A 26,058-nucleotide genomic window follows, 5' to 3' on the forward strand; every position below is an offset into this window, starting at 1 on the left:
GAGCGTTTGTTCAACGGCATGACTGACGTTGTGATGGACTACACTATGGTTCCAACCGTGGTATTTAGTCACCCGGCTATTGGCACAATGGGCTTAACAGAAGAACAAGCCATTGCTCAATACGGTAAAGAAAACGTTAAGGTCTACAACTCGAGCTTCGCAGCTATGTACACAGCGGTTACTGAACATCGTCAAATGACGAAGATGAAGTTGGTTTGTGCAGGTGATAACGAGCGTGTTGTTGGTCTACACGGAATCGGCCTTGGTATGGACGAGATTCTACAAGGCTTCGGTGTCGCTATGAAGATGGGCGCAACGAAAGCAGACTTTGATGCCTGTGTGGCGATTCACCCAACCAGCGCGGAAGAATACGTTACCATGCGTTAAGAATACTTGGAGTGAGTGAAGACTCACTCCTTATATTCTTCTCTCCATTCGGTAGCTTATTTTAGAATGTTATCGATTAAGGTTTTTAAGCAGCTCGGCACGTAATTGTCGGGCTGTTTTTTCATCTAATTCTCTGACTCTCGTTTTTACCTCTTCAGGTAAATGATCACAATCCTCGTTAAACAGCCAATATTCCAACAGCTTAAGCCATGCTCTTTTCTGTTCAACGGATTGCATTTTTACACTAAGTAAAGCGTGTTTAATCGCATCCATAGGTTGTCCTGAGAAAGCAGGCGTGGTTTGCCACCAATAGTTAATTAACAAGTTAACCGATGTCAGTGCTTCGACGTTGTGCCACCACATACTTGGGATAAAAAGTGCGTCACCAGGCTCTAGCGTCACTTGATAAGCGTTTTGTTCAGCGATTCGATATTTTGGAAAACGCGTCAAGTCAGGCTCGTTTACATCAACAAGACTGACTGGCTGGCCAGCTGGAGTAAAGTCTATGGGACCAATATATAAATTTTCGATTTGCTCAGGCGGGAATAGGGTAAAACGACGACGGCCAAAAACATTACACGCTAAATTTTGTGGAATATCAAAATGGGTAGCGGCCACCGACTGTGTGCCTAACCAAGCGCTTATTAAAGGATTGGCGAGGTTTAGGTTAAGTGGGTTTTCTGTTAACCAGTCTGGCATACAATAGGCAACGCTTGTCGAAGCCATGTAAGCAAACGTAGATTGTTCTGGTGCTTCGGATTTGTCGAGAGAGGCAGCTAAGTCTAACGCAGTGAGAAAATCATTAAATGGCATCGCCGTTTGACTGAAGTTTTTATCTTTTAAGTCTGGCGTGTAAAAGAAGCGTGGGCTGTTTTCTAAGCTCTGATTAACATACACAAGTTCATTAGCTGCAATTGACTTGAGGTAACTAATCGAATTTTCTTGCGGAACTGAACACGCCGACCAATGACTCAACAAACCTTTGATCACTAAAGGTGTTGTGCGAGTTTGAAGCATATCTGTGAGGTCTTGGTTGGCCTCGACTGTAATAGACTCAGGCGTAAACATAATCTCAATACTAATCGTTTAAGCCAAGCGCTGATTGCGTCTAGCAATTAACTTTTTAATATTCGTCAACGAAGCCAACATCATGTAAATCGGTTTTAATAACCCTTGTTGCTGTAATGTTGCTGTACTCTCAGGAGACAATTCAGCCAACTTTTCTTCATTAATGGTCATTAACCCAGAGAGATTAATTTGTTCATTATTGTCAAAAGTAACATCTATGGTTAGTGGCTCTAGCAAGTCGTTTGCTTTTAATGCTTCTAACAATAAATCTGCGTGTTGTTTACCCTCTAATATACCTAACAACACTGAGGTTTTTTGGTTTAAAAACTCGGTGTTACCGCCGTGTTCTAAAAACAAGGACTCGCCCTCACTTTCTGACACTTTTGGGTGTGACATATCGATGTGCACCACTGGGTTTTGGGTTGGCACACCTTGTTCCATTGTTTGCTCAAAACCAATTAAAAAAGGCGCTCGTTGAATTGTTAATGGTAAATAATCCGCTTGCCAATCATTGCCATCTAAAAACAGGTTTTGTTGAGTTTGAAAGCCAAATAGGGCGATGATTTCTAGCTTCTCTGGCTGGTCAATACTGCCTTTAATGACAAGAGGGAAGTCGCCTTGTGCTAACGCAAATTCCATCGGGAATATATGGCAAAAACCAATTTGGTCACCGTATTCTGCGCCAAGACTATCAATAACTTTGACGTGCTGGTGGGCCTGATTGTTAAGTGCTTGATGTTGTGACATTGATATTCCTTATTGGCGTTTTTGTTAACGCTGATTTGGCGACGAACAACTATTGTTATTATTTTGAAGTTATTGAGCTGTCTTTAGACATCCACTCTAACAATTCTCTATTAGTTGGTAAACGGCGCAATAATTGCTCAGACTGTTGTTTGAGTTGCTGTTGTTCGCTGTTGGTTTGTTGTTTTTGATTATCCAAAGCACTGCCAAAAGTATCAGGTTGCTCTGGTTTCATACCAAGTAATACATACTGATAACTCGCGGCTGAAAATATTTCATCTTGTTGCCATAAATCGGTATGTTCTGGAGACTTTGACTGCCATAAAGTCATAAGTTCTTGCAGGCTCTCTGGAATACTCGTTGGGTCTTGGTGCGCGAGCCAATAGGGTGATTGACGCTCACTTAGAACATAGTGGTATTTTAAAAAGTCGATGACCTTTTCCCAGCGATAACGAAATAACTCGTTAAATCGTTTGGCTATAACTGGCATTGCCGTTTTATCCAGAGGAAGGTGTTTACAGATATACTGGCTCGATAACTCGACCATGACCAGAGCAGAAGCTTCAAGAGGTTCAATAAAGCCAGCGGCCATACCAACGGCGACACAGTTTTTATGCCAGAATGTTTCTCGATAGCCTGGCTCAAACTTAATCTTTCGAGCGGGCAAAGCGTCAGTATCAAGCGTTCCGCTTGTGTCTTGTAAATATTGTCTCAGAGTTAATTCGGCTTCTTCGTCCGTGCAATATTTGTCGCAATAGACGATTCCGGTACCACGGCGTGATTGCAGGCTGATGTCCCACATCCAACCAATATCAGTGGCGACCGAGCGGGTGCTAGACGGAATCGGACTGTCTTTTGATTCGTATGGTGTTTGAATGGCAATTGCACGATTGTTAAATAAAACAGGAGCCTGGCTCTGCCATGGAATCTTATAGTGTTCTCCAAGTAATACGCTTTTTAAACCGGAACAGTCGACAAACAAGTCACCTTGTATTTGACCTGATTGTTTAGACGTCAACGAAGTAATCGAACCGTCGTCTGTTTCTACTACGTCCGTGATGTGATCAGAAATGTATTCGACATTTAAATGCTCAATACAATGTTGTTTAAGTAATTGACCTAACTTGTCGGCATTAAAGTGAAAGCCATAATTAACAAAGCCAGCATAATCGGGATCTTGAGCCGTTTTTGGGGCTTTGTCGTTGTCACAAATTAATGCTTGAGGAGAGCTAAAATGGGCAAAACTTGGGTTATCAGAAGAAAGCCATTTGGCGACGATGTTTGGTTCATTGGGATAACAATAAGGAACCGTAAAAGGGTGATAGTAGCGGTCACTGTACTTTAGCGACTCGTTGCTATTTGTATTATTAATTTGTTGTTGAGAGGTATCATACCGCCAGTTGACAAACTCGGTGCCCTGTTTAAAAGACGCATCACAATAAGTGAGAAAGAGTCTCTCGCTTATACCGATATCAGCTAGGGTTTGTCGTAAAGTAGGCCAAGAACCCTCACCAACGCCAATCGTTTTGACGTCGGGAGATTCAACTACCACGACCTTTGCAGCCGTGGTTGTGTTTTGTGAACTGCGTTTGAGCGTCGAGGCAATCAGGCCAGCTGCGATCCAGCCTGCACTGCCTCCGCCCAACACAACAACACGTTTGATAACATCGGTCATGTTATTAACTCAATTAAAAGTTATAGCGTGCACCAATGTTATAACGAGCACCGTACTGAGAGCCATTTAAGAATTGCTCTTCGTAACGAACGAATACTCGTTGAGTTTCTTCTGTGATGTTTAATCCTTCGAAGAATACCGTTAAGTTTTCATTTACTTGATAGTTCACGTTTAGGTCAACTTGTGCGTAAGCTTCTGTAAATACAGGTGAAGAATGCTGATCAAATCCAGCTAAGAATTCATCACGCCAGTTATAAGAAAGTCGTACTGACAAGTCATCTTTATCGTAAATTGCTGAGAAGTTAGCAGAATCACTCATACCTACTAGGGCAAATTGCGCCTCAGTTGAGTCACGATCGACTTCTACGTCACCAGATACAAAGGTAGCATTGGCTTGGAAACCAAAACCAGTCTCACCAAACATATGCTGAACTGCTAGTTCCCAACCTTTAAGGCTAGATTCGTTTAAGTTTACATCACGTGATACATCGAAAGTCGCTAGTGGGTCTTCTGACGTTGCACCAATGCGCGTACCTGTAGGTGTGCCTTGATTTTCATTGATGCGATCGTGGATAGCTTGGTCAGAAGGCTGAATACCTTCTGCTGCTAGCTCTTCACGCGCGCGCTCTGCACGAGGGCCAATGAATGGGTCACGAAGACCTTCAATAGTTTCTTTTGTTGTCACGTTTACTAAGAAGTTATCAACGTCTTTGTGGAAATAACCAATTGACGCGTAGCTACCTTCCTCGTAGTAGTATTCGAATGACAAATCAAAGTTATCCGCAACATATGGCTCAAGCGCTGGATTACCCACTGCAACTTTACGTTGGCCAACTTTTGGATTACCTAAGAAGGCTTTTGTTGAACCTAATGCACCAATTGGAGGGCGAGTCAGTGATTTTGAGTATGAGAAGCGAGCAATCATGTCTTCTTCAACTTCCATGCTCATATCTAGACTTGGTAAGAATTGTTTCGTTTCACCAGAACCTTCAGAGAAGGTTTGGTTTTCTGCATAAACATATTCCCACTCGTTACCATTAACCCATTCCATTGCGGTTGCTGGAACTTCTAGGCCGTTTGATGTTACATCGGTGACTTCATAACGGGCGCCGGTAATTATGTCTAACGTGCGATCGAACATGTCATAACTTAGGCTAACCTGGGCAAAAAGAGAGGTTGTTTCTTCTTTAACACGACTATCGCCATCGATTGGACCAGCTTGGAATTTGCCATTTACTTCAGGTGGCCAACCGTCGTTATAAATACCCGGAGCGATTGGATCTTCAATCGTTTCAAAGATATTTAAAACTTCGTCAAAATCAGCGGTTACGTAATAGTCAATCGCCTTGTTGTTACCGTTTGAGAAGCCGTCTAATAAGCTTTCGATACCTACGCGAGTAAACATGTCATCAGGGAAGTGAACCGCTGACCAGTTCCACCAACCGGCTGGTAAGTTTTGTGAGTAGGCATTAGTCGAGCGGAAGTTCATTTCTGTTCGAGCAATACCAAAGTCAACTTTATTGACAACGCCGTCACCTTCAGGAACCCATTCACCTTTTAACTGGAATTGGCTCATTTCGTTTTCACTGAAGTTTTTGGTTACTGCACCAAATAACGAGCCCATGTCAGCACCCGTTAACTCCGCTTGAGGGTTACCTTGTGCGTCAATTAGATCCAGTCCCCAAAGCGGAATGCCGTCTTGTGGGAACTCAGCTGTTTTGATATTGATGTTCGCTGTGCTTGGGCCAAAGTCAGGGCCAGCATCGCCACAGAAGCCACAGAAAGTGTTACCGATAATTAAGAATGCATCATTACCTAAGCCAACGCCTTGGCTTACAGCTGATGAGTCGTGCGCATCAAATGTCAGTTTTAAGCCGTCGTTGACTTGCCACTCAATGTTTAAACCAAGTGATTTGTTTTCATTTTCGTTTTCACCACGCGCTAGGTTTGTCGCGTAGTCACCACCAATTTCAGCGACGTCGGTGTAAGTACCTCTTTCGTTGATGGTCGCACTTGAAACGTTACCGCCGTTGTTAAACCAAACACCAAAGCTATTGCGGTTTGATTCGAACTCAAGTTTTGAGTAGGTGTAATCAAGCGTCGCAGTGACGTTTTCTACTGGACGATATTGGAATACTAACTGACCATTGGTACGAGTGCGCTCGTTGTCATTGATTGAATAGCCTGAATTTTGCGGATACCACGTTGCGCCATCGGCACGTTGATTATTGTCTGTTAACTCTAGGTTAGGAGACGCAGAAATATTTACGTTCGGAATCCAGTTATCAACGGCAGCGGTTTGCTCGCGGTTGTTGCGTTCTTGGTGCGCAAAAGAGGCTAAAACACCAAATGTGTCATCAGCAAAAGTATTGCTGATCAAGCCTGATACTTCAGGGGTAACGTCGTCGCCAGTTTCATTACTGGTCTCCATTACACCTTTTACGCCGACTGATGCTTTTAAGCCTGGAAATGCTAATGGCTTAGCCGTCAACATATTTACCGTTGCACCAATACCACCACTTGGTAAGTCTGAGCGTGTTGTCTTGTATACTTCAACAGCGCTTACGCCTTCAGTAGCAATGTTACCAAAGTCATACGAACGACCGCCGACAGTCGGCATTTGACGACCGTTTAACGTTACAAGGTTGAACTCTGGACCCATACCACGAACTGTGATGCGACTGCCTTCGTTGTTTGAACGATCGATAGACACACCAGAAATACGCTGTAATGATTCAGCAAGGTTAGTATCAGGGAATTTACCGATATCCTCAGATGAAATCGCTTCAACAACACCACGTGATGAACGCTTTACGTCCATCGACTTGACCATACTGCCGCGGATGCCTTTTACCTGGATAACCTCGACTTCTTTTGCTTCATCCTCAGCGGCCATTACTTGGCTGCTGAATGTCCCTGTCAGACCAAGTGAGATACTTGCCGCTAACAAAGATTTATTAAATTTTTTGGCTTTCATGTTGTGTCCCCAACGCTTAACCGTGCTGATATTAGTTTGTTTTTGTAGTTATTGTTTTATTCAATTTAACTCATTTTACAGAGGTAGCTAATACTGCCCATTCGTCAAATGGTTGAATTGAAATCAATGTAAGCGCTTACAAAAATACTACAAAAAAAACCAGACTACCGTAAATGTATCGGTGTTTGGTTTTGTAAGCGCTTACAAAAAATATGACAATTTGTTTAAATCGTCAACTAAATTTTGACTCTATAGGTGATTTTTGTACAAAGTGTGAGCTTTTTTATGATGGTTAAACTGAAAGCGTACAAAACTGAATTCAGTTTAATCTCTGTTTGGTTGGCATTTAATACACGAATCGCGCTCGATAAGACAAGGTGTAAACGCCGTTACAATGTTTTCTTCCGCAATTTTATAGGTGTTGGCCAATATCAATTTAGCGGCCATTTGCCCCATTTTATGAACCGGGTATTCAACCGTTGTTAATTTCGGATATAAGTAATCAGCTAAAATAATGTTGTCATAGCCCACAACAGAGACTTGTTGAGGCACTTGAATGCCTAGTTCACGCGCACGCGTAATCGCACCGCTGGCCATTTCATCGTTACCACAAATGAGCGCAGTAAAGGGCTGTTTTACCGACAGAATTTGATCGGCTCCGTATAAGCCGCCGCTTTGCTGGAAGTTACCCTCCACTACGAGTTTAGGGTGTTGGCTCAGCCCTGCTTCTGCTAAGGCTCGCAAATGGCCTGCATATCTATCTTTGCTGTCTTTCTTCCAGTTAGGGCCTGTAATGTAGGCAAACTGAGTATGGCCTTGCTCTATTAGGTATTGAGTAGCAAGAAAGCCGCCGTGCTCATTGTCTAGACTGACACATATTGACTCCAATCCGGGTACCACACGGTTGATAATTACTAATTCGATCGGCTGTTTGCTTAGGTCTTGAAGATATTCGTCGCTAACAGCTTCGGCGTGGAGAATTAGTGCGTCACACTTACGACCAATTAAAAACTCGATGCTGTCTTTTTCGGTTTGTTCATCAGAGTGGCCTGAGGCGATGATGGTATGTTTACCTGCGGCACGAAGCTCACCTTCAATACCACTCATCATGGCGCCGAAAAAAGGGCCGTGTAATTCAGAAACAAGCAGACCAATACTGTTTGAACGATTTGAAGCTAAAGACTGCGCAATGGTATTTGGTTTGTAACCAAGCTCATTCATGGCATTGATTACTTTTTCCTTAGTTTTGTCACTGACTCGTGCGTTGTTGTTGACGACACGAGATACGGTTGCCAAAGAAACACCGGCTAGTTCAGATACTTCATAGATTGTCGCCATTGCCTCAATAATCTCCTGTTTAAGACGCGGTTAACTTGGCATTGATGTATTCTACCTTTTCATCGGTCAATGTGTACCACTTCATTACAAATGCGGCGGCGACCGAACCGAGTGCTGGTAGCAACGAGAAGCACAATAAAATACCTTGCTGGGTATAATCGCTTTGTACCTGATCTGCAGCGTAGTCGTAATAAGCAAGCAGCCACCCGGCTAATGCACCACCGATTGCAATCCCGAGTTTAATAAAAAATACAATGGATGAATAGACAAGTCCTGTCATAGGTGTACCCGTTTTCCACAAACCATAATCAGCGGTGTCGGCCATCTTTGCCCATAATAACGGTGTCGCCATTTGAAGGAAGAAGTTCCATAAAATATAAACTGCAAAAGCCATCACAATGTTGTCAGGGCTAACTAAAAAGCTGCTTGCACATAACATGGCAGCAATGAGTTGAAGGGCAATATAGGCCTTAACTTTGCAAACTTTTTTGGCAAGTTGGGCACTAAGGCTACAGCCGATAACACTGGCCACCATTCCAAGGGTAATAAACAAGGTAACTTTGTCGGGTTGTTGTAGATAGTAAGTTACGTAATAAACAGCTAGAGAGGCTCTGAGTACTTGACCACTTAACAAAAAGACACCTACGACAGATAACACTCGCCACTGATCATTTTTTACTAATGACTTTAGACTTTGCCAAATTGGCTCTTTTGGTGTGCTGGTATAACTGACGCGCTCTTTAGTTCCGGCAAAACAAAGTAAAAACAAGATGACGCCTAAGATACCCATTACAGTCATCGTCATCGCATAACCTTTGGCTTTATCGCCTTGGCCAAAATACTCGACTAAAGGCAATGTGCCGCCTGCGATCAATAGCCCACCTAGCATACCGAAAACGAATCGATAGGATTGAATCGAAACACGTTGTTTTGGGTCATTGGTTAAAGCGCTGGCTAAGGCGGAGTAAGGAATGTTGATGGCGGTGTATATCAGCATTAACAAGGTATAAGTGACAAAGGCGTATGCGTATTTGTAATTGTCGAATGTAGAAAAAGAAGTAAATGCGAGGACACTTATGATGCCAAAAGGCAGCGCGAGCCATAATAGGAAAGGGCGATAGCGTCCCCATTTGGTATTGGTTCTGTCTGCGAATGAACCCATCAAAGGGTCTGTTATCGCATCGATAATTCGAACCAATAAAAACATCGTGCCAGCCTCGGCAGGTGAGATCTGCACGACATCTGTGTAATAGACCAATAAAAACATCATCACCGTTTGGAAGATAATATTACTGGCCGTGTCGCCTAAACCGTAAGCGACTTTTTCTCTAATACTGAGCATGGTTTGTCCTAACCTGCACGGTTAGCGCTCATTAATAATTCTGAACGCTATTAACCTGTTTCAATTATTGTTTTTTATTATTATTTTTAAATGGACTGGTTGCGCTCAGATATGAGGGCAGCAAACGCCAGACCACTTCTTTTAATTGTTCGTTTTTGGGTTTCAAAATCAACGTGAACGATACCAAAACGTTTTACATAACCTTCGGCCCATTCAAAATTGTCCATTAAGCTCCAAGCAAAATAGCCTTGGACATCTACGCCCTTTTCAATCGCATCGTGCACAGCTAACAAGTGAGATTGAAAATAAGCAACTCTATTTTCATCTTCCACCATACCATCGATTAAATTATCGTCCATAGCTGCACCATTTTCTGTGATGTAAATTGGTGGCAATGAATAGGTATTGTTTAGGTCTGTTAGTATTTGAGTGAGACCTTGCGGAAAAATTTCCCAGCCCATAGCGGTAAGTTCCGGTGCCTCGGCAGGGCAGCCAACAAATCCTTGCTCATGGTCAGCGGCAAAAATGGAACGGGTGTAATAATTGACACCTAAATAATCCATTGGCTGTTGGATTATGTCCATGTCACCGTTTTTTACTGCGCCGGTGCTCGCCAATTGGTCGGTAAAAATAGCCGGGTATTTACCATCCATGACTGGCTTAAGATACCAGTGATTAAAATATTGATTCGCTAACTCTGCGGCCTCTTTATCTGTATCGCTATCTGTTTTTGGATAACAAGGACTAAAGTTGAGGACCAAGCCATTTTCGGTTTCTGGGCTTAATTCATTTAAGGTTTGCATTGCTAAACCATGAGCCAAAAGCAAGTGGTGAGCAGCTGTCATACCTTTTTCGCGGCCAGTCAACCCCGGTGCATGGATACCCAACTCATAGCCTAGATAAGCAGAGCACCAAGGTTCATTTAAGGTGGAATAAGCGCTGACTAAACCTTTGAGTGCTTTGACGATGACTTCAGTGTAAGCCTGAAAAGCAAATGCTGTATCTCGATTAAGCCAACCACCTTTTTCTTCCAAGTATTGAGGAAGATCCCAGTGATAAAGCGTGACAAACACTCTGATATCAGCTTGCTTTAGTGCCGTGATCAAATTGACGTAAAAGTCTAATCCCGCTTGGTTGATCTTACCATGTTCATTGATGACACGCGGCCAACTGATAGACAAACGATAACTGTCGACATTTAATGATTTAATAAGTTCGACGTCTTGTTGCCAAAGCTCAACGTGTTCACAGGCGACATCACCATTGCTTCTATCTTTGATCTTACCTTCAGTTGCACAAAACGTATCCCAAATACAGGCATCACGTTGATCACGTGCTCCTTCTATTTGAAAAGAAGACGTCGCAACACCAAACATAAAGTCTTTGTTTAGCAGCGCCGAACCCTTAGGTAATGTCAATGATGTCATTAGCTTATATTCCTTAAATCCAATTTGCATTGGCTTTGTCTTCACTGCTTTTCCTTGCTAAACGCAGAGAGTGAACACAAAAATATTATTGATTTGAAATTATTGTATGCTATAAATGTAAGCGCTTACAAGAATTTGTTGGAATTAAAATTTGCACGTTTTATAAACAAAGCCAGCATAAAAAGTGAAGTAAACAATAATAATTAGACCCAAGCACCAATTAGGATTAGAGATATTATGTCATCAACACCGGTCGAGCCGACCTTAAATTCAGGTCATGTTCAAAGCGATCAAAATTACCGTTTTGCGCTTGTTTCATTGACGTCTTTATTTTTCATGTGGGGCTTTATTACTTGCCTCAATGACATTTTAATCCCTTACCTGAAAAACCTATTCTCATTGAATTACACGCAAGCTATGTTGATTCAATTTTGTTTTTTCAGTGCTTATTTTTTGGTGTCTTTGCCTGCTGGTAAATTGGTGGCCAAACTTGGTTATCAAAAGGGTATTGTTGCCGGTTTATTAGTCGCTTGCTTGGGTTGTATTATGTTTTACCCTGCAGCCGCTTACCAAACTTATGAATTATTCTTAGGTGCTTTATTCGTACTGGCATCGGGTATCACAATATTACAAGTTTCAGCTAATCCTTATGTCAGCGTGTTAGGAGACCCAAGCACATCTTCATCACGTCTAACGATGACTCAAGCCTTCAACTCATTAGGTACAACGGTTGCACCATACTTTGGCGGTATTTTGATTTTGGGTGCCGCGGTAAACGAAGGCGCAAACCTCGGTGAGTCAGTTAAGTTTCCATACTTACTTTTAGCGCTGATGCTATTGGTTTTGGCGTTAGTGTTTTCATTCCTCAAGCTACCTAATATTCAAAGTGCTGAACAAGACTCTACTGCTAGCACGATGAAAGACTATCAATCTGCCTTGTCACACCGTCATTTAAGTCTCGGTGCCATTGGTATTTTTGTATACGTCGGTGCAGAAGTCAGTATTGGTAGTTTTATGATCAATTATTTTGGCCTAGAACGTGTGATGTCGTTTGAAGAAGCCGAAGCGGCCAAGTACATCACTTACTACTGGGGTGGTGCAATGGTTGGTCGGTTCTTAGGTGCTGCAATTATGCAAAAAATTGACGCAGGCACTGTGTTGGCATTTAACGCGATCGCTGCTGTGTTATTACTGATTACAACTGTGTTGTCACAAGGCGAATTAGCAATGTGGTCACTGCTTCTGGTTGGTCTATGTAACTCAATCATGTTCCCAACTATTTTCTCCTTGGCATTAAAACACTTAAAAGAATTTACCAGTCACGGTTCAGGCATCTTGTGTTTGGCGATTGTAGGTGGTGCGGTGTTACCGCTAGTACAGGGTGTGCTAGCCGATAGCTTTGGCTTAACCGCTTCATTTGCAATGCCAATTGTGTGTTATTTGTACATCGCTTTTTATGGTCTAAAAGGCAGTGTGGTCAAAGACCAACCGGCTTCAAATTCGTAATTTTAATGAACAACTTTAAACAAGGCATTAACCAGGTTTATCAGATGACTAGATTAAATGTTTTTTCAAAAGTGGCGCTGTCAATTTCGGCCGTATTCTTAGCCACAGCTTGTATGCAAAAAGGCGATGCCACTCAAGAGCAAAGCGTTGCGTCAAAGACTAAAAACGACGTAAGTGAACAAGCTCGCGCAGCACAGATTTGGCCCAAACTCGATATCGTTGTTAAAAAAGATGATGCCGTAGAGCAAAGAGTTGAGTCGATTTTGGCGACCATGACACTTGAGCAAAAAATCGCTCAAATGATTCAGCCAGAAATCCGTGACGTCACTATTGAAGAAATGCGTCAATACGGCTTTGGCTCATATTTAAATGGTGGTGGTGCATTTCCAAATGATAACAAACATGCCACTGCGCAAGATTGGGTCGACTTAGCGGAAAAGATGTATCAAGCGTCTATTGACGATAGCCTGGATGGTTCAACTATTCCAACCATGTGGGGCACGGATGCTGTGCATGGCCACAATAATGTTATCGGTGCGACTTTGTTCCCACACAATATTGGTCTGGGCGCAGCAAACAATCCAGATTTGATTGAGCAAATTGCTCATGCCACGGCAAAAGAAGTATTGGCGACCGGTATCGATTGGGTTTTTGCTCCGACTGTTGCGGTGGTGAGAGATGACCGCTGGGGTCGTACTTATGAGTCATACTCTGAAGACCCTGCAATCGTAAAAGACTATGCCGCTGCCATCGTGAGTGGTTTGCAAGGCAAACCAGGTGACAACTTCTTAGACGAAAAACACGTTATTTCAACGGTAAAACACTTCGTTGGTGACGGTGGTACGGTTGGTGGCGATGACCAGGGTGATAACGTTAGTTCGGAACAAGAGCTATTTGATATTCACGCACAAGGCTACGTGGGTGGTTTAACCGCTGGCTCTCAGTCTGTTATGGCGTCATTTAATAGCTGGCACGGCGATAAAATTCACGGTAACAAGTACCTGTTAACCACAGTCCTAAAAGACACCATGGGTTTTGATGGCTTTGTTGTCGGGGACTGGAACGGTCATGGTCAAGTTAAAGGCTGTGATAACAGCTCTTGTCCACAAGCTATCAATGCGGGACTAGATATTTTCATGGCGCCGACTCAATCTTGGAAGCCGTTATTTAAAAACACTCTAGCGCAAGTACAATCAGGTGAGATTTCACAAGAACGTATCGATGACGCGGTACGCCGTATTTTGCGCGTCAAAGTTCGCGCAGGTTTGTTCGAAAAACCAAGTCCAAAGGCCCGTGCATTAGCCGCCGATACTTCTTTAATCGGTCATGACGCGCATCGTGCAATTGCTCGTGATGCGGTTCGCCAATCTCTAGTGTTATTAAAAAATAACAACAAAGTATTACCGTTGAAACCAAATCAGCATGTGTTAGTTGCAGGTGACGGTGCCGACAATATTGGTAAACAATCAGGTGGCTGGACCATCACTTGGCAAGGGACCGGTAATACTAATGATGACTTCCCAGGCGCAACGTCAATTTATGATGGCATCAAACAACAAATCGAAGAAATTGGCGGCTCTGTTGAGTTAAACGAGACAGGTGATTATCAAAACAAGCCTGATGTAGCGGTTGTGGTATTCGGTGAAGAGCCTTATGCCGAAGGCAATGGTGATTTGGATAACCTTGAATATCAACGTGCCAACAAACGTGATCATGCCTTACTTAAAAAGTTACAAGACCAGGGAATTCCAGTCGTTTCTGTATTTATTACTGGCCGCCCACTATGGACCAATGCTGAAATCAATGCCTCAGACGCTTTTGTTGTAGCTTGGTTGCCTGGCTCGGAAGGTGTTGGTGTCGCTGATGTATTGGTGGCGAATAAAAAGGGTCAGCCTAAATATGATTTTGCTGGACGCTTGTCATTTTCATGGCCTGCAAGTCCAACTCAAGTAACGGTTAACTTAGGTGATGCGGACTACCAACCGCTATTTAAATATGGTTATGGCTTAACATACAAGTCAATCGATCAAGTGCCAGTTTTAGATGAAACGGTAGAGAGAAGTACAGATGAAGACGCCAAGTTAGTATTAATGGATCGAGCCGTACAGGCACCATTCAAGTTGAGAATTGGCCATGCTTCAACCCCAAACACACCTCAAAAAGTGATGAACAGTAGTGTCTTAGAAAACCAAACTGTATACGTCCGTACAATAGACCGTTTTGTTCAAGAAGATACTAGACTTGTTCGGTTCAGTGGCGAAGGTGTCGGTCGAGTTTCTATCGGTCACGACTTCCCGGTGGACTTATTAACGTTAGTTGAACAAAACGCAACACTGAACTTTGACATCAAACTTGCAAACTCTATCGAATCTGGCGAAGTATTTGTCGGCATGGATGCGGTAAAAGGTTGTCAAAAAGAGTGTCGCAATGGTGTCGACTTAGCGAGCCATATTCAAAGTGATTCGACTGAGTGGCAAAGCGTGGGTATAGAGTTAAGTTGCTTTAATACAGACAAAGCCGCCTTCGCAAAAGTTTTTGAACCTCTTGTTTTGACTAGCTCTCAAGCTGTCACTCTTGAGTTTTCGAATGTGAATATTGCTGTCAATGACAGAGAATATTCAACCGTCGTTAAATGTAATTAATAACAAGTAAATCAACAGGCCACTTGTGGTCATTTGTTTAAACACAAATGTAAGCGGTTACATCCGTGAGAGAAAACTATGATGAAAAATAAAATAACAAAGTCTTTGTTTCTCTCCGGCGCTCTACTAACAGTAGCAGCGTGCGGAGATTCTGATGGTGTTAGTTCAAGAGAGACGTTGCAGTTTAATACGGCTCCTGAAGTAACGTCATCACCACAACTGGCCATTAATGCACAGCAAACCACAGAGTTTGTTGTCACGGTCTCTGATATCGACACAGGTGATACGCTAACAGTAAGCGTCTCTGAGTTACCAAGTTGGGCTCAATTCGATGCCTCAACAAATACATTCACCTTTACTCCTAGTACTGCAGTGATCGGCGATTACAGCTTTGATGTAACCGTATCGGATGGCGCGTTGTCTACGACACAAAAGTTTGAGGTTAAAGTCACTTTACCAAGTGATGCTGCCGAATGGACCATGGTGTGGAGCGATGAGTTTGATGGTGAATCGCTAAATTCTGAAAACTGGAACATCGAAACCGGTGATGGTTCTCAATATGGTTTAACGGGTTGGGGTAATAACGAGCTCGAGTGGTATCAAGAAGAAAACATTACTGTAGCTGGTGGTTTTCTAAATATAACGGCGAAAGAAGAAGCGAGTAACAATTACAATTATACGTCTGGTCGTATGCGTTCAGACAACAAAGTTGATATTAAATACGGTCGTATTGAAGCGAGAATTAAAGCGCCAGAAGGCCAAGGTTTATGGTCTGCATTCTGGATGTTACCAACCGATTCTCAATACGGTGGCTGGGCTTCTGGTGGCGAATTAGACATTATGGAAGTCGTCAGCCCTAACGGTGCTGAAAATCAGCGCGTCCACGGTACGATTCACTATGGCATGGCATGGCCTCTGAACAAAAGTGCTGGTGGTAGCCTAGAAATTAACCCAACAGACGATTATCACGTTTACGCTATTGAGTGGGAACAAGATGAAATCCGCTGGTACGTAGATGATGTGCATTTCGCAACGGTGACTTCAGATACTTGGTGGAGCTATTACTATGGTGAAAACGGGTATGTTTCTGCACCTCAAGCGCCATTCGATCAAGACTTCCATTTATTGTTAAACCTAGCGGTCGGCGGTAACTGGCCTGGCTCACCGGATGCGTCCACTGTATTCCCTGCGACGTTAAGTGTTGACTACGTTCGCGTTTATGAGTGTAGTGCTGACCCTGAAACAGGCATGGGCTGTGTTAAAAATGTTGACCCAACATTAGAAACGCCAGCTGCGGACCAGGTTTACACTGCTCAATATGACTTATACACAGATGGTGCGGCTTCATTGAGCTGGGATGTTGCGGATGAAGTAGCAACACGTGAGCTAAAAGCCGGAGTTGCCTGGGATAACGAAGGTGCTATTACTATGGCGGAAACCGATATCGGTGGTGATCACGGTACGGTTATTGAAGTAACAACGTCTAACATGGGTAATATTGCTATCAACGCCGTTGATGGCGGCGCATTTAGCCTTTATGGCATGGGCAATTCGAATGAACCTTGGAAGTTACATGCTGGTGAACTGACTTTTGATATGTATATTGATAGCGCAGGCACAACAGCAGACAGCACGATTACAATCAAAATGGACAGTGGCTGGCCTAAACTTGGTCAAAAGGCATTAAATGTTGCTGACTTGCCTAAAGACGAATGGACGCGAGTGTCTGTTAAGGTAAATGATTTGGTTGCGACTCCAGGCGATCAAGCTCTAAATACGAGTTCGGTTATTAACCTGTTTGTTGCTGAGTTCAGTGCAGAAGCACACGTCATGTTCGACAACATTTCTTTGAGCTGTGGTCATAAAGACCAAGACGGTTGTGGTATCAACCCACCAGAAGTTGAAGTTCAAGGCGAGCAAATCACGGTATTTGATGATGCGGTCAATGCAGAGCTTTGGACGAATGGCATTGGCGCTTGGGATACAGTAACTGGTGCAGATTACTTTGATGGTGAATCTGGTAACCATGTTCAGTGGTCGTTAGTTGAGTCTGCAGATGCAGAACGTGGCATGGTGTTAGATGTACGCTTTGGTACTGACGGCGCTGATGGCTTATTGTACTTCCAATCAGCTTCGCCTATTAACTTTGAAGATTTTGTTGATGGTGCATTAGTCTTTGACGTAAAAGTCGTTGATTATGCCCAAACAACATCAGGACTTAGCTTCAAAATAGACTGTATTTATCCATGTACGACAGGTGACCAAGTGCTAGGCGTAGTAGGAGACGGCGAATGGGAAACTATTACCGTACCGGTAAGTGAATTAGTTGGTGCTGGACTTGACGTAAATACCGTTAATACTGGTCTGGTCATTTATCCAACTTGGGGTGACCAGCAAGGTGTTAACTTCTTAGTTGATAACGTGCGTTGGGAAAAGACTATAAGTGGTCCTCAGCCTGAACCAACCCCATCAATTGAAGGTGAGGTCGTGGTATATGGCGATGCAGCAGACAGCAACTGGTCTCTTTGGGACTGCTGTGGCGGCGCCGTCTATGAAGAAGTCGCTGAAACTGACCGTGGTAACGTTGCTCAGTTCACTTTTAATAACACCGCGACAGTTGCTGGCGCTAAAGCCTTTGAAACACATGATGCGTCTTCTTTAACGAACGGTACGTTAGAGTTTGACCTTAAAGTGGTTTCTCAACCAAGCAACTCATCAGCAGAGTGGATGATCAAAGTAGAATCGAGTCAGCAAATATTCGCCGAGCTACTACTTTCAGATAGTAATGAAGGCGTTGCACCAGTTGAAGGCGAGTGGCAGCACTATACATTTGATTTATCGGCACTCGAGGCTGATGGACTTAATCTGTCGATGATAAACATCATTATGATTTTCCCGACTTGGGACCAAGCAGATGGTGCGATTTATCAACTTGATAACTTACAAATAAAAGCACAACCTTAATTATTACGATTAGAAACGTACAAGGTATGCCTCGATATATTATTTATCTGAATTGAGGCTGGCTTTACTTTAAAACATTGTGAATATAAAAAAACCGCTCACAGTTGAGCGGTTTTTTATTGTTTATTTAACCGTTGTTAACAGAGCCTTCTTTTAGCCTATTTATGAGACTCACAAACTCACTAGCTCAAAGGTAAGCTAAAACTCTGGTTTCCAAGCTAATCATTCACTTGGTGTATTAAGAGAAATAACCCGCGTTTTACTAATACGATGACGATATATCTTCCGCAGATAGTAAATCGCCTGTTTAACATTATCGACGCTTAGTCTGATGTCATTTATCGACGTGAACTTGTCTTTGTCGTGGATTAGTTCCCGATACTTTTTCTCGTACATAGGTTTAATAGCAAACCAATTGGTGTCGAGTATTTTGGCCGGATTTTCATGGGCTTCTAACATCTCATCTAATTTTGCTTCATCAAACTCTGGATCTTTAATAAAGCCGACGATGGCTTCATCTAAGGTGTTATCGAAGCCGTAGTTTTCTTTTGCAAAACAACGTTTAATATAAGAAACAATGAGGGTTAGGAAGTCATCACTCAAACAAGGGCTTTTGGCCACCAATGTCGTTAGGGATAAGTTGGCAGAAGCGCCAATCACTAACGCAAAGCGTTTTAACGTGGTGTTTTGGAATAGGCTGTTTAAATGTACCTTTAGGCGGTTTAAGTCCATGTAACTCAGTTTGTAATCTTTTGGCAGAGAGACGATAGATACGATGGACGAGCAGTTGTTAAAAAAGTGCAGGTCTCTCAAATGTTTCGCGTCATAGCCACTCTCACGATATTTCTTCAATGCTTCTTTGTAATTTTCAGACTCGATGGGCAGTAGGCTAATGCCTTCTATTGCTTGAGTCTGTTTATTAAAGTGAGGTAAGTCGATAGAGCGGAAGAACAAGTCATCGATGTCCAGCTCTTCTTGAACACGTTCAAATAGACCCGCTTTGTTTTCTCCTTTATCGCCAATTTTAACGACTGATTCAGCGTAAGCGACAGCTATAGGACCTGCCAGGCTCATGAACAAGTCATTAGCATCTAATCGAATGGTTTCGCCAATATCAATTCCGGCTCGACGAAAGTAGTTTTCGTCGTAATCGGTTGTAACGGCTTGGGCGGTAAGGATGTTAAAGATCTGTTGGCTTATGTATTGATTGGCGTGCTTTTCCATTGTGTTCACGTCAATGAACTGGCCGGAATGCTCCTCATCTGACTCTTCGGCATAACGCATAATGTCATTTGAAATCAGCATCATGGCGTTCCAAGGTCGAATACGGCGTTTGACGTTCTCTAATTCGCTGTCGTCATTATCCATACTGTAAGAGAAGTTCCATTCTTCAGATAAGTACTTACACAATAAACGGCCTGCATTAATGTGAAGCGCCTCTGACATCTCAATCGTGCGGTGGGTGATATTTGGCAAAATACAAATACCGCTGGTAAAGATAGGCTCAAATACAAAAGACTGATTGTGAGTGAGCATCTCTTGCTCGGTACGAATATCAAAGGTTTTGGTCATGTAAGAGTATTGCTGTGCCAGGCCAAACTCTGAAGCCATACCAGAGCCTGTGCCACCGCCTGCGCTAAAAATATAGAAATACAGACGAGATTGGTTGGCTTTAATACCACAAGAGTCAATGAGGTAGGAATGAATGAACTTCCAGTCATCATTGCTGAACTTTTCTGTTTCTTTGTTCAGTATGACTTTAGCTAGGTACTGGCCGAGAATCGGAGCGTTACCGGCACCGCCAGCATGAACCTCTGATAAGTCCATGATTTTGAGCTTACTGTATTCGTTTAAAAAGTTAATGCCGCCATTCTTAGCGGAAAACTGAATACGGCCACGAATGTCTTTATCCAAATCGCCTAACATGACCAAAGGCTCGATAAGAAATACCGGCTTTAGTTTTTCTTGCGGCTGAATGTTAAGGCTGCGTTGGATCCAATTGATCGCTTTGCGATCTTTTTCAGCCGGTTTCTCTTCCACATTATGGAAGTCATTAAGATAAAAGACACGTGCATTATGAACTAAGGTTGCGACATCAAGCGCGATATTTGAACCACAGCGACCTAAACCTATCAGACAGACCGAGGGGAAATTGGGTTCTTTATATTCTTCGTGCTCGAGTGTATCGGGTTGGGGTAATACGTCACTTCTTAAAATATCGAGGTTTTGAAGGATTTTATTGAGATCTTCTTCGGTAAAGTATTTGTAATCACCGAATCCTAAGTCGTGGGCTTTGGTTAATTTTCGACTAGGGGACTTTGGAGTAGTCTCAGTCGTTTTGGGTTTGGTTTGTTCTTTAACTGTCTGTACTACTTCATCAAAATCAGACATAACCGGTTCTATCTGTTCGGCCGGTTTTTTGGTTGAAGTACCTTTTTTTGCCATAGTTTAAATCCCTAAACAATCGCGGTGACGATCATAGATCTCAAAATGAAGTCGGATTTTAAACTTAGTTGATAAGTTGAGGATTTACTAAAAATTATTGTGTGTTTTTTGTACTTTTTTATTTTTTCTAAGATAGAAAACTAAAGAAATAAGAAAGCGTTAAGAGATAGTTAAACAAAAACGCAACTGCACCATCCAGGCCAGTTGCGTTTTATTGAATATGTTTGGTTGTTGTTAAAAAGTCTGCTTTTTAAGCAACACCTTCATAAGGCAAAATCCTGTCGCCAATACTATTTAAGATATCGACCTCACCATCACATACGGCAATGATAGAGCGACCTTGTTTTAACTCATCAGGTATAATGAGTCTGCCGCTCTCGCTTTTGTTAAAGCTGTGAGTCTCGTGCCTTAAATCTAACGCACCATCTTCAAAGAAGATTAGCGTCGCTTGAGAAACCGGGTCATGTAACATCAGATAACCTTTTATTTTTATTATTAAATCGGTCTGAACACCAACTTAATAAATATTCATACGTAAAGCAAACATATTTGTATCAAAAAAGGATCAAAAAAGGCTGGTTGGGCCACTAAATGAGTTGAACGTTACGAATACTGCCCTTTTAATGCTTATTTATGCATAGAACTGAAATAAAAAGTTACATAATGTTCTAAGTAAACAGTTTTTTCTATTCAGTACCTTTTTAATAACATAGAGTAAAAGTTTTCTAAATCAAAAGGGAAGCGAACAAATAGGTTGCCCCCTTAATGTCATCGAGATAGAGCATCAGTTTTTAGAAAAAATACGCCTGTCAGAGCAAGAAAAAAGAGATTAACAGTAAGAAACACCGATATTGCAACTTTAATTGCAGTTAATTAAGATTGTCACTTTACGGTGGTTAAATTTACTGCTAACTTATCTGTATCGGCGCGGAGCCCTGCGCGAACCTTATCAACGAATAAACTTCAAAAACCTTCATATTAATTACAAAGACATTTCAATATGCATTTACGTGAATTAAAGAATAAGCCGATTAGCGAGCTCGTAAAACTAGCTGAGTCGATGGGCTTAGAGAACATGGCACGTCTGCGCAAGCAAGACATCATCTTTTCAATCCTAAAGAAACATGCCAAAAGTGGCGAATCCATCTATGGAGATGGTGTACTGGAAATATTGCAAGATGGTTTTGGGTTTTTGCGCTCAGCAGATTCATCGTATCTAGCAGGGCCGGATGATATTTATGTATCACCTAGCCAAATTCGTCGTTTTAACCTACGTACGGGTGATTCGATTTCTGGTCTGATTCGTCCACCAAAAGATTCTGAACGTTATTTTGCCTTACTTAAAATAGAGCAAGTTAACTTTGACAAGCCAGAAATCTCTCGAAATAAAATCCTTTTTGAAAACCTTACTCCACTTCACGCAACATCGCGTTTTGTTATGGAGCGAGGCAATGGTTCAACAGAAGACATTACTGCACGTGTACTAGACTTGGCATCGCCAATTGGTCGTGGCCAGCGTGGTCTTATCGTAGCACCGCCAAAAGCGGGTAAAACGATGTTGATGCAAAACATCGCAACCTCAATTGCAGCGAATCACCCTGAAGCAACATTGATGGTGTTACTTATCGATGAGCGTCCGGAAGAAGTAACCGAAATGCAACGTCTCGTAAAAGGTGAAGTAGTTGCATCAACGTTTGATGAGCCAGCATCTCGTCACGTTCAGGTTGCAGAAATGGTTATCGAAAAAGCCAAGCGTCTTGTTGAGCACAAGAAAGACGTTGTTATCTTACTCGACTCAATCACCCGTCTAGCTCGCGCATACAACACCGTTATTCCTTCATCAGGTAAAGTACTGACTGGTGGTGTTGATGCAAATGCGTTACACAAGCCAAAGCGCTTCTTCGGTGCTGCTCGTAACGTAGAAGAGGGTGGTAGCTTAACTATCATCGCCACAGCGCTTGTTGATACTGGTTCTAAGATGGACGAAGTTATCTACGAAGAATTCAAAGGTACAGGTAACATGGAATTACACCTCAATCGCAAGATTGCTGAGCGTCGTGTATTCCCTGCTATCGACTTTAACCGTTCTGGTACTCGTCGTGAGGAATTAATGACCTCTCAAGACGAATTACAAAAAATGTGGATCCTAAGAAAGATCGTAAACCCAATGCAAGAAGTAGAAGCTATGGAGTTTTTGATCGACAAGTTGGCGATGACCAAAACCAACGATGAATTTTTTGATGCAATGAAACGCCAAAAAGGCGCGTAGTTCTCAACGAATCAAACGCACAAAAGCCCAACATTGATTGGGCTTTTTTGTATTTAATTTATCTACTTTGACCAAGAGACGCTGAAGATTAATGAAATATAAAGATCTGCGTGACTTTATTAAACAGCTAGAAAAAAAAGGTGAACTGATCCGAATAAAAGCGGAAGTTGACCCTGATCTAGAAATGACTGAAATTGCGGACCGCACATTACGTGGTAAAGGTCCCGCGTTGTTATTTGAAAACCCGAAAGGCTACTCGGTTCCTGTCCTAGCAAACCTGTTTGGTACACCAAAGCGCGTCGCTATGGGTATGGGCCAAGATGACGTTGCCGCTTTGCGTGAAGTGGGAAAGACATTAGCATTTTTAAAAGAGCCTGAGCCGCCAGCAGGTTTCAAGGATGCATTTTCCAAGCTGCCTATTTTTAAAAAGGTACTTAACCTATCACCAAAAGAAGTAAAAAAAGCAGCCTGTCAGGAGTTTGTGCTAGAGGGCGACCAAGTTGACTTAACGAAGTTACCCATCATGCGTTGTTGGCCGGGTGATGTTGCACCATTAGTAACCTGGGGATTAACGGTGACACGAGGCCCAAATAAACCTCGTCAGAATCTCGGTATTTACCGTCAACAATTGTTGGGGCCAAATAAACTCATTATGCGCTGGTTGTCCCATCGTGGTGGAGCGTTGGATTTTGAAGAGTTTAAAAAGAGTAATCCAGGTGAAAAGTATCCGGTTTCTGTGGCACTTGGTGCTGATCCAGCGACAATTTTAGGTGCAGTAACACCCGTGCCAGATACTTTAAGTGAATATGGATTTGCAGGGTTATTACGCGAAAGTAAAACTGAAGTTGTGAAGTGTGTCTCCAACGACTTACAAGTCCCAGCCTCTGCAGAATTTGTCTTGGAAGGTTATTTAGACCCTAATGAAACGGCACCAGAAGGTCCTTATGGTGATCACACGGGTTATTACAACGAAGTAGAAGAATTCCCTGTCTTTACCGTCACCCATATTACCCATCGTAAAGATCCAATTTATCATTCCACTTATACAGGCCGCCCACCGGATGAACCCGCTATTTTGGGTGTAGCATTAAACGAAGTGTTTGTGCCTATTATTCAAAAGCAGTTTCCGGAAATTGAAGACTTCTATTTACCGCCAGAAGGTTGCTCGTATCGTATGGCGGTGGTGACTATGAAGAAACAGTACCCTGGTCATGCCAAGCGCGTAATGATGGGTGTGTGGTCGTTTTTAAGACAATTCATGTACACCAAGTTTGTCATTGTTTGTGATGATGATGTCAATGCGCGAGACTGGGATGATGTGATGTGGGCGATTACTACGCGTATGGACCCTGCTCGTGATACGGTGATGATTGAAAACACGCCGATAGACTATCTTGATTTTGCCTCACCGGTGTCTGGTTTGGGTTCAAAAATGGGCTTAGATGCCACCAACAAATGGCCGGGAGAAACGGATCGTGAATGGGGCGAACCGATTGTCATGAGCGAAGAGATCAAACAACGAGTCGATGAAAGGTGGGAGGAGTTTGGCATCAAGCTCACACCAAAAGATTAACGTTAAACGTATTTTAAAACTGTAACTTATATAACAAATGCCAAAATCAATCCTATAGTTAGAGGTAAGTCCCAACGAATAGGTTGGCATTAAGGTAGGAATATTACATGTCTGCACCGATTATTAATGCAGAAGTCGTGTCGATTGAAGCGACCACAGACTATGTTCACATTGTTAAATTAAAGCCACTAGAAACCATTAACTTTCTGGCAGGTCAGTATTTGCAAATTGTCTTAAGTGATGAAGACAAACGCGTTTTTTCAATTGCATCAAGCCCAAATGCAGAGTTAATTGAGTTGCATATTGGCGCTGGTCCAAATGATGACTACCCACGTGGTGCACTTGATCATATGGCAGCCAACAAAGTGGTTCAATTGGAAGTTGGTTTGGGTCATGCTCATCTAAATTCAGCGTCTGAGCGTCCTATTATATTGATGGCTGGTGGAACGGGCTTTTCTTACGTTAAGTCAATTGCCGACTATTTGGCTGAAACAAAGCCAAATCATCACGTTATTTTGTATTGGGGTGCGAAGGATGCCACATCTTTGTATGCAAGTGAGTACTTGGTCAATTGGGCGAATTCTCATCCTCACTTCCAATATATTCCTGTTGTTGAAGAAAGTAATGATGAATGGACTGGTAAAACCGGTTATGTCCACCATGCAGTAATGGAAGACATCATTAGTCTTGAGCCTTACGATATTTATCTAGCAGGCCCTTTCAAAATGGCCGGCATCGCTCGAGAAGATTTTATTAGCCAAAAAGGCGCTTTAAAAGAGCACATGTTTGCGGACGCATTTGCGTTTATCTAATGTTAAGGAAAACAAATGAGTATTGAAATTCGACGTGTTGATTATAACGATCAGCAACAAGGACAAGAATTGGTTGATTTACTTAATGGTTATGCCCAGGACCCTATGGGTGGCGCTGAAGCGTTAAGTGAAAGTACCCAAGCTAATTTGGTTAATGCCTTAAAAGAAGTACCACATGCTTTTTCTTTTATTGCTTATGTAGACGGTAAACCAGCAGGGTTGATTAACTGCTTTGAAGGTTTTTCAACATTTAAGTGTAAGCCTATTATCAATATTCACGATGTAACGGTACAAAAAGCGTTTCGTGGCTTAGGTATCAGCCACGCGATGTTAGAAGCGGTACAAGCAGAAGCCAAACATCGTGGCGCTTGTAAATTGACCCTTGAAGTGCTCGAAGGTAATACCGTTGCTCGACATTCCTACGAGAGTTTTGGGTTTGCTGGCTACGAGCTAGACCCAGCCATGGGTAAAGCTGAGTTTTGGGAAAAAGCGCTTTAACTCTATTAATTAGCGCCTTACGTAATGAGTGGTGATTAGCCTTTCGCGCAGTGTTTATCGACGCTGCGCTTGGCCGCTGCTATCGCCGCTTCATCTTCTGCGGCGCGCGCTTCCATCCATCTAAAATGCGCCTGTTCGCATTGCTCACTTTGTTTTTTCTTAGCTTTTTTCTTGCCTTCAGCAATCGGATTGGTATCTAAATCGGAGCTTTTAGCTACGGCTTTACTTTCAGTAAGGGCTTTACTCTCAGATGTTGAGTTTTGGGCACAGGCAAGTATTAAGGAACTGAAAACGACGACGAACAAAACACGATAAAACATATAACCTACTTCCTTTTGTTAATCTCAATTCGCGGTTTTGATGATGAGATAAATACATATGATAAAAACGC

17 protein-coding genes and 1 pseudogene are annotated in these 26,058 nt (G+C 42.6%); 8 read left to right on the forward strand and 10 right to left on the reverse strand.

Annotated elements, in window-relative coordinates:
• A pseudogene (locus tag AC4E96_RS00075) lies at positions 1-387 on the forward strand (glutathione-disulfide reductase); the annotation flags it as partial.
• 69 nt (positions 388-456) lie between these two features.
• Here AC4E96_RS00075 and AC4E96_RS00080 read toward each other — a convergent pair.
• From AC4E96_RS00080 to AC4E96_RS00110, 7 genes are all read right to left on the reverse strand, one after another.
• Positions 457-1,455 (reverse strand): cupin-like domain-containing protein, encoded by a 999-nt coding sequence (locus tag AC4E96_RS00080; RefSeq protein ID WP_490254527.1) that lies wholly within the window; start codon positions 1,453-1,455, stop codon positions 457-459.
• A gap of 18 nt (positions 1,456-1,473) precedes the next feature.
• Complete coding sequence (locus AC4E96_RS00085) at positions 1,474-2,202, reverse strand: SapC family protein (RefSeq protein WP_490254528.1); 729 nt, start codon at positions 2,200-2,202, stop codon at positions 1,474-1,476.
• A 58-nt stretch (positions 2,203-2,260) separates the two neighbouring features.
• Positions 2,261-3,874 carry a tryptophan halogenase family protein gene (locus AC4E96_RS00090; RefSeq protein ID WP_490254529.1) on the reverse strand — a complete coding sequence of 538 codons (1,614 nt, stop codon included), beginning with the start codon at positions 3,872-3,874 and terminating at the stop codon, positions 2,261-2,263.
• A gap of 13 nt (positions 3,875-3,887) precedes the next feature.
• A complete protein-coding gene (locus AC4E96_RS00095) occupies positions 3,888-6,851 on the reverse strand; it encodes a TonB-dependent receptor (RefSeq protein WP_490254530.1) in 2,964 nt (987 codons plus the stop codon).
• A gap of 324 nt (positions 6,852-7,175) precedes the next feature.
• Positions 7,176-8,189: a LacI family DNA-binding transcriptional regulator gene (locus AC4E96_RS00100; RefSeq protein ID WP_490254531.1), complete on the reverse strand. Its 1,014-nt coding sequence runs from the start codon at positions 8,187-8,189 to the stop codon at positions 7,176-7,178.
• 19 nt (positions 8,190-8,208) lie between these two features.
• Complete coding sequence (locus AC4E96_RS00105; RefSeq protein WP_490254532.1) at positions 8,209-9,531, reverse strand: glycoside-pentoside-hexuronide (GPH):cation symporter; 1,323 nt, start codon at positions 9,529-9,531, stop codon at positions 8,209-8,211.
• An 86-nt stretch (positions 9,532-9,617) separates the two neighbouring features.
• A complete protein-coding gene (locus AC4E96_RS00110) occupies positions 9,618-10,958 on the reverse strand; it encodes a GH1 family beta-glucosidase (RefSeq protein WP_490254598.1) in 1,341 nt (446 codons plus the stop codon).
• A gap of 237 nt (positions 10,959-11,195) precedes the next feature.
• Between AC4E96_RS00110 and AC4E96_RS00115 the strand changes: the two genes are divergently transcribed.
• The 3 genes from AC4E96_RS00115 to AC4E96_RS00125 all read left to right on the forward strand — a co-directional run bounded on the left by AC4E96_RS00115 (position 11,196) and on the right by AC4E96_RS00125 (position 18,070).
• Positions 11,196-12,464 (forward strand): sugar MFS transporter, encoded by a 1,269-nt coding sequence (locus tag AC4E96_RS00115; protein ID WP_490254533.1) that lies wholly within the window; start codon positions 11,196-11,198, stop codon positions 12,462-12,464.
• A gap of 44 nt (positions 12,465-12,508) precedes the next feature.
• Positions 12,509-15,106, forward strand: coding sequence for a glycoside hydrolase family 3 protein (locus AC4E96_RS00120; RefSeq protein WP_490254534.1), 2,598 nt, complete (start codon positions 12,509-12,511; stop codon positions 15,104-15,106).
• A 78-nt stretch (positions 15,107-15,184) separates the two neighbouring features.
• Entirely contained in the window at positions 15,185-18,070 is a 2,886-nt protein-coding gene (locus AC4E96_RS00125; protein WP_490254535.1) for a family 16 glycosylhydrolase, read from the forward strand.
• A 222-nt stretch (positions 18,071-18,292) separates the two neighbouring features.
• Here AC4E96_RS00125 and AC4E96_RS00130 read toward each other — a convergent pair whose 3' ends face one another.
• On the reverse strand, positions 18,293-20,515 hold the full coding sequence (locus tag AC4E96_RS00130; protein WP_488032077.1) for a hypothetical protein: 2,223 nt from the start codon (positions 20,513-20,515) through the stop codon (positions 18,293-18,295).
• Positions 20,516-20,765: 250 nt separating this feature from the next.
• Positions 20,766-20,987, reverse strand: a complete 222-nt coding sequence (locus tag AC4E96_RS00135; protein WP_488032076.1) for a TIGR02922 family protein — start codon at positions 20,985-20,987, stop codon at positions 20,766-20,768.
• 528 nt (positions 20,988-21,515) lie between these two features.
• Here AC4E96_RS00135 and rho point away from each other — a divergent pair.
• The 4 genes from rho to AC4E96_RS00155 all read left to right on the forward strand — a co-directional run bounded on the left by rho (position 21,516) and on the right by AC4E96_RS00155 (position 25,667).
• Positions 21,516-22,784, forward strand: coding sequence for a transcription termination factor Rho (gene rho, locus AC4E96_RS00140; protein WP_488032075.1), 1,269 nt, complete (start codon positions 21,516-21,518; stop codon positions 22,782-22,784).
• 91 nt (positions 22,785-22,875) lie between these two features.
• Positions 22,876-24,357, forward strand: coding sequence for a 4-hydroxy-3-polyprenylbenzoate decarboxylase (ubiD, locus tag AC4E96_RS00145; protein WP_488032074.1), 1,482 nt, complete (start codon positions 22,876-22,878; stop codon positions 24,355-24,357).
• A gap of 107 nt (positions 24,358-24,464) precedes the next feature.
• Positions 24,465-25,169 (forward strand): NAD(P)H-flavin reductase, encoded by a 705-nt coding sequence (gene fre, locus AC4E96_RS00150; RefSeq protein WP_488032073.1) that lies wholly within the window; start codon positions 24,465-24,467, stop codon positions 25,167-25,169.
• 15 nt (positions 25,170-25,184) lie between these two features.
• Entirely contained in the window at positions 25,185-25,667 is a 483-nt protein-coding gene (locus AC4E96_RS00155) for a GNAT family N-acetyltransferase (protein ID WP_488032072.1), read from the forward strand.
• A 35-nt stretch (positions 25,668-25,702) separates the two neighbouring features.
• Here the strand turns inward: AC4E96_RS00155 and AC4E96_RS00160 are convergent, their stop codons facing one another.
• On the reverse strand, positions 25,703-25,987 hold the full coding sequence (locus AC4E96_RS00160) for a hypothetical protein (RefSeq protein WP_490254536.1): 285 nt from the start codon (positions 25,985-25,987) through the stop codon (positions 25,703-25,705).
• Positions 25,988-26,058 lie beyond the last annotated feature (71 nt).

The organism is Psychrosphaera sp. (assembly GCF_982872775.1).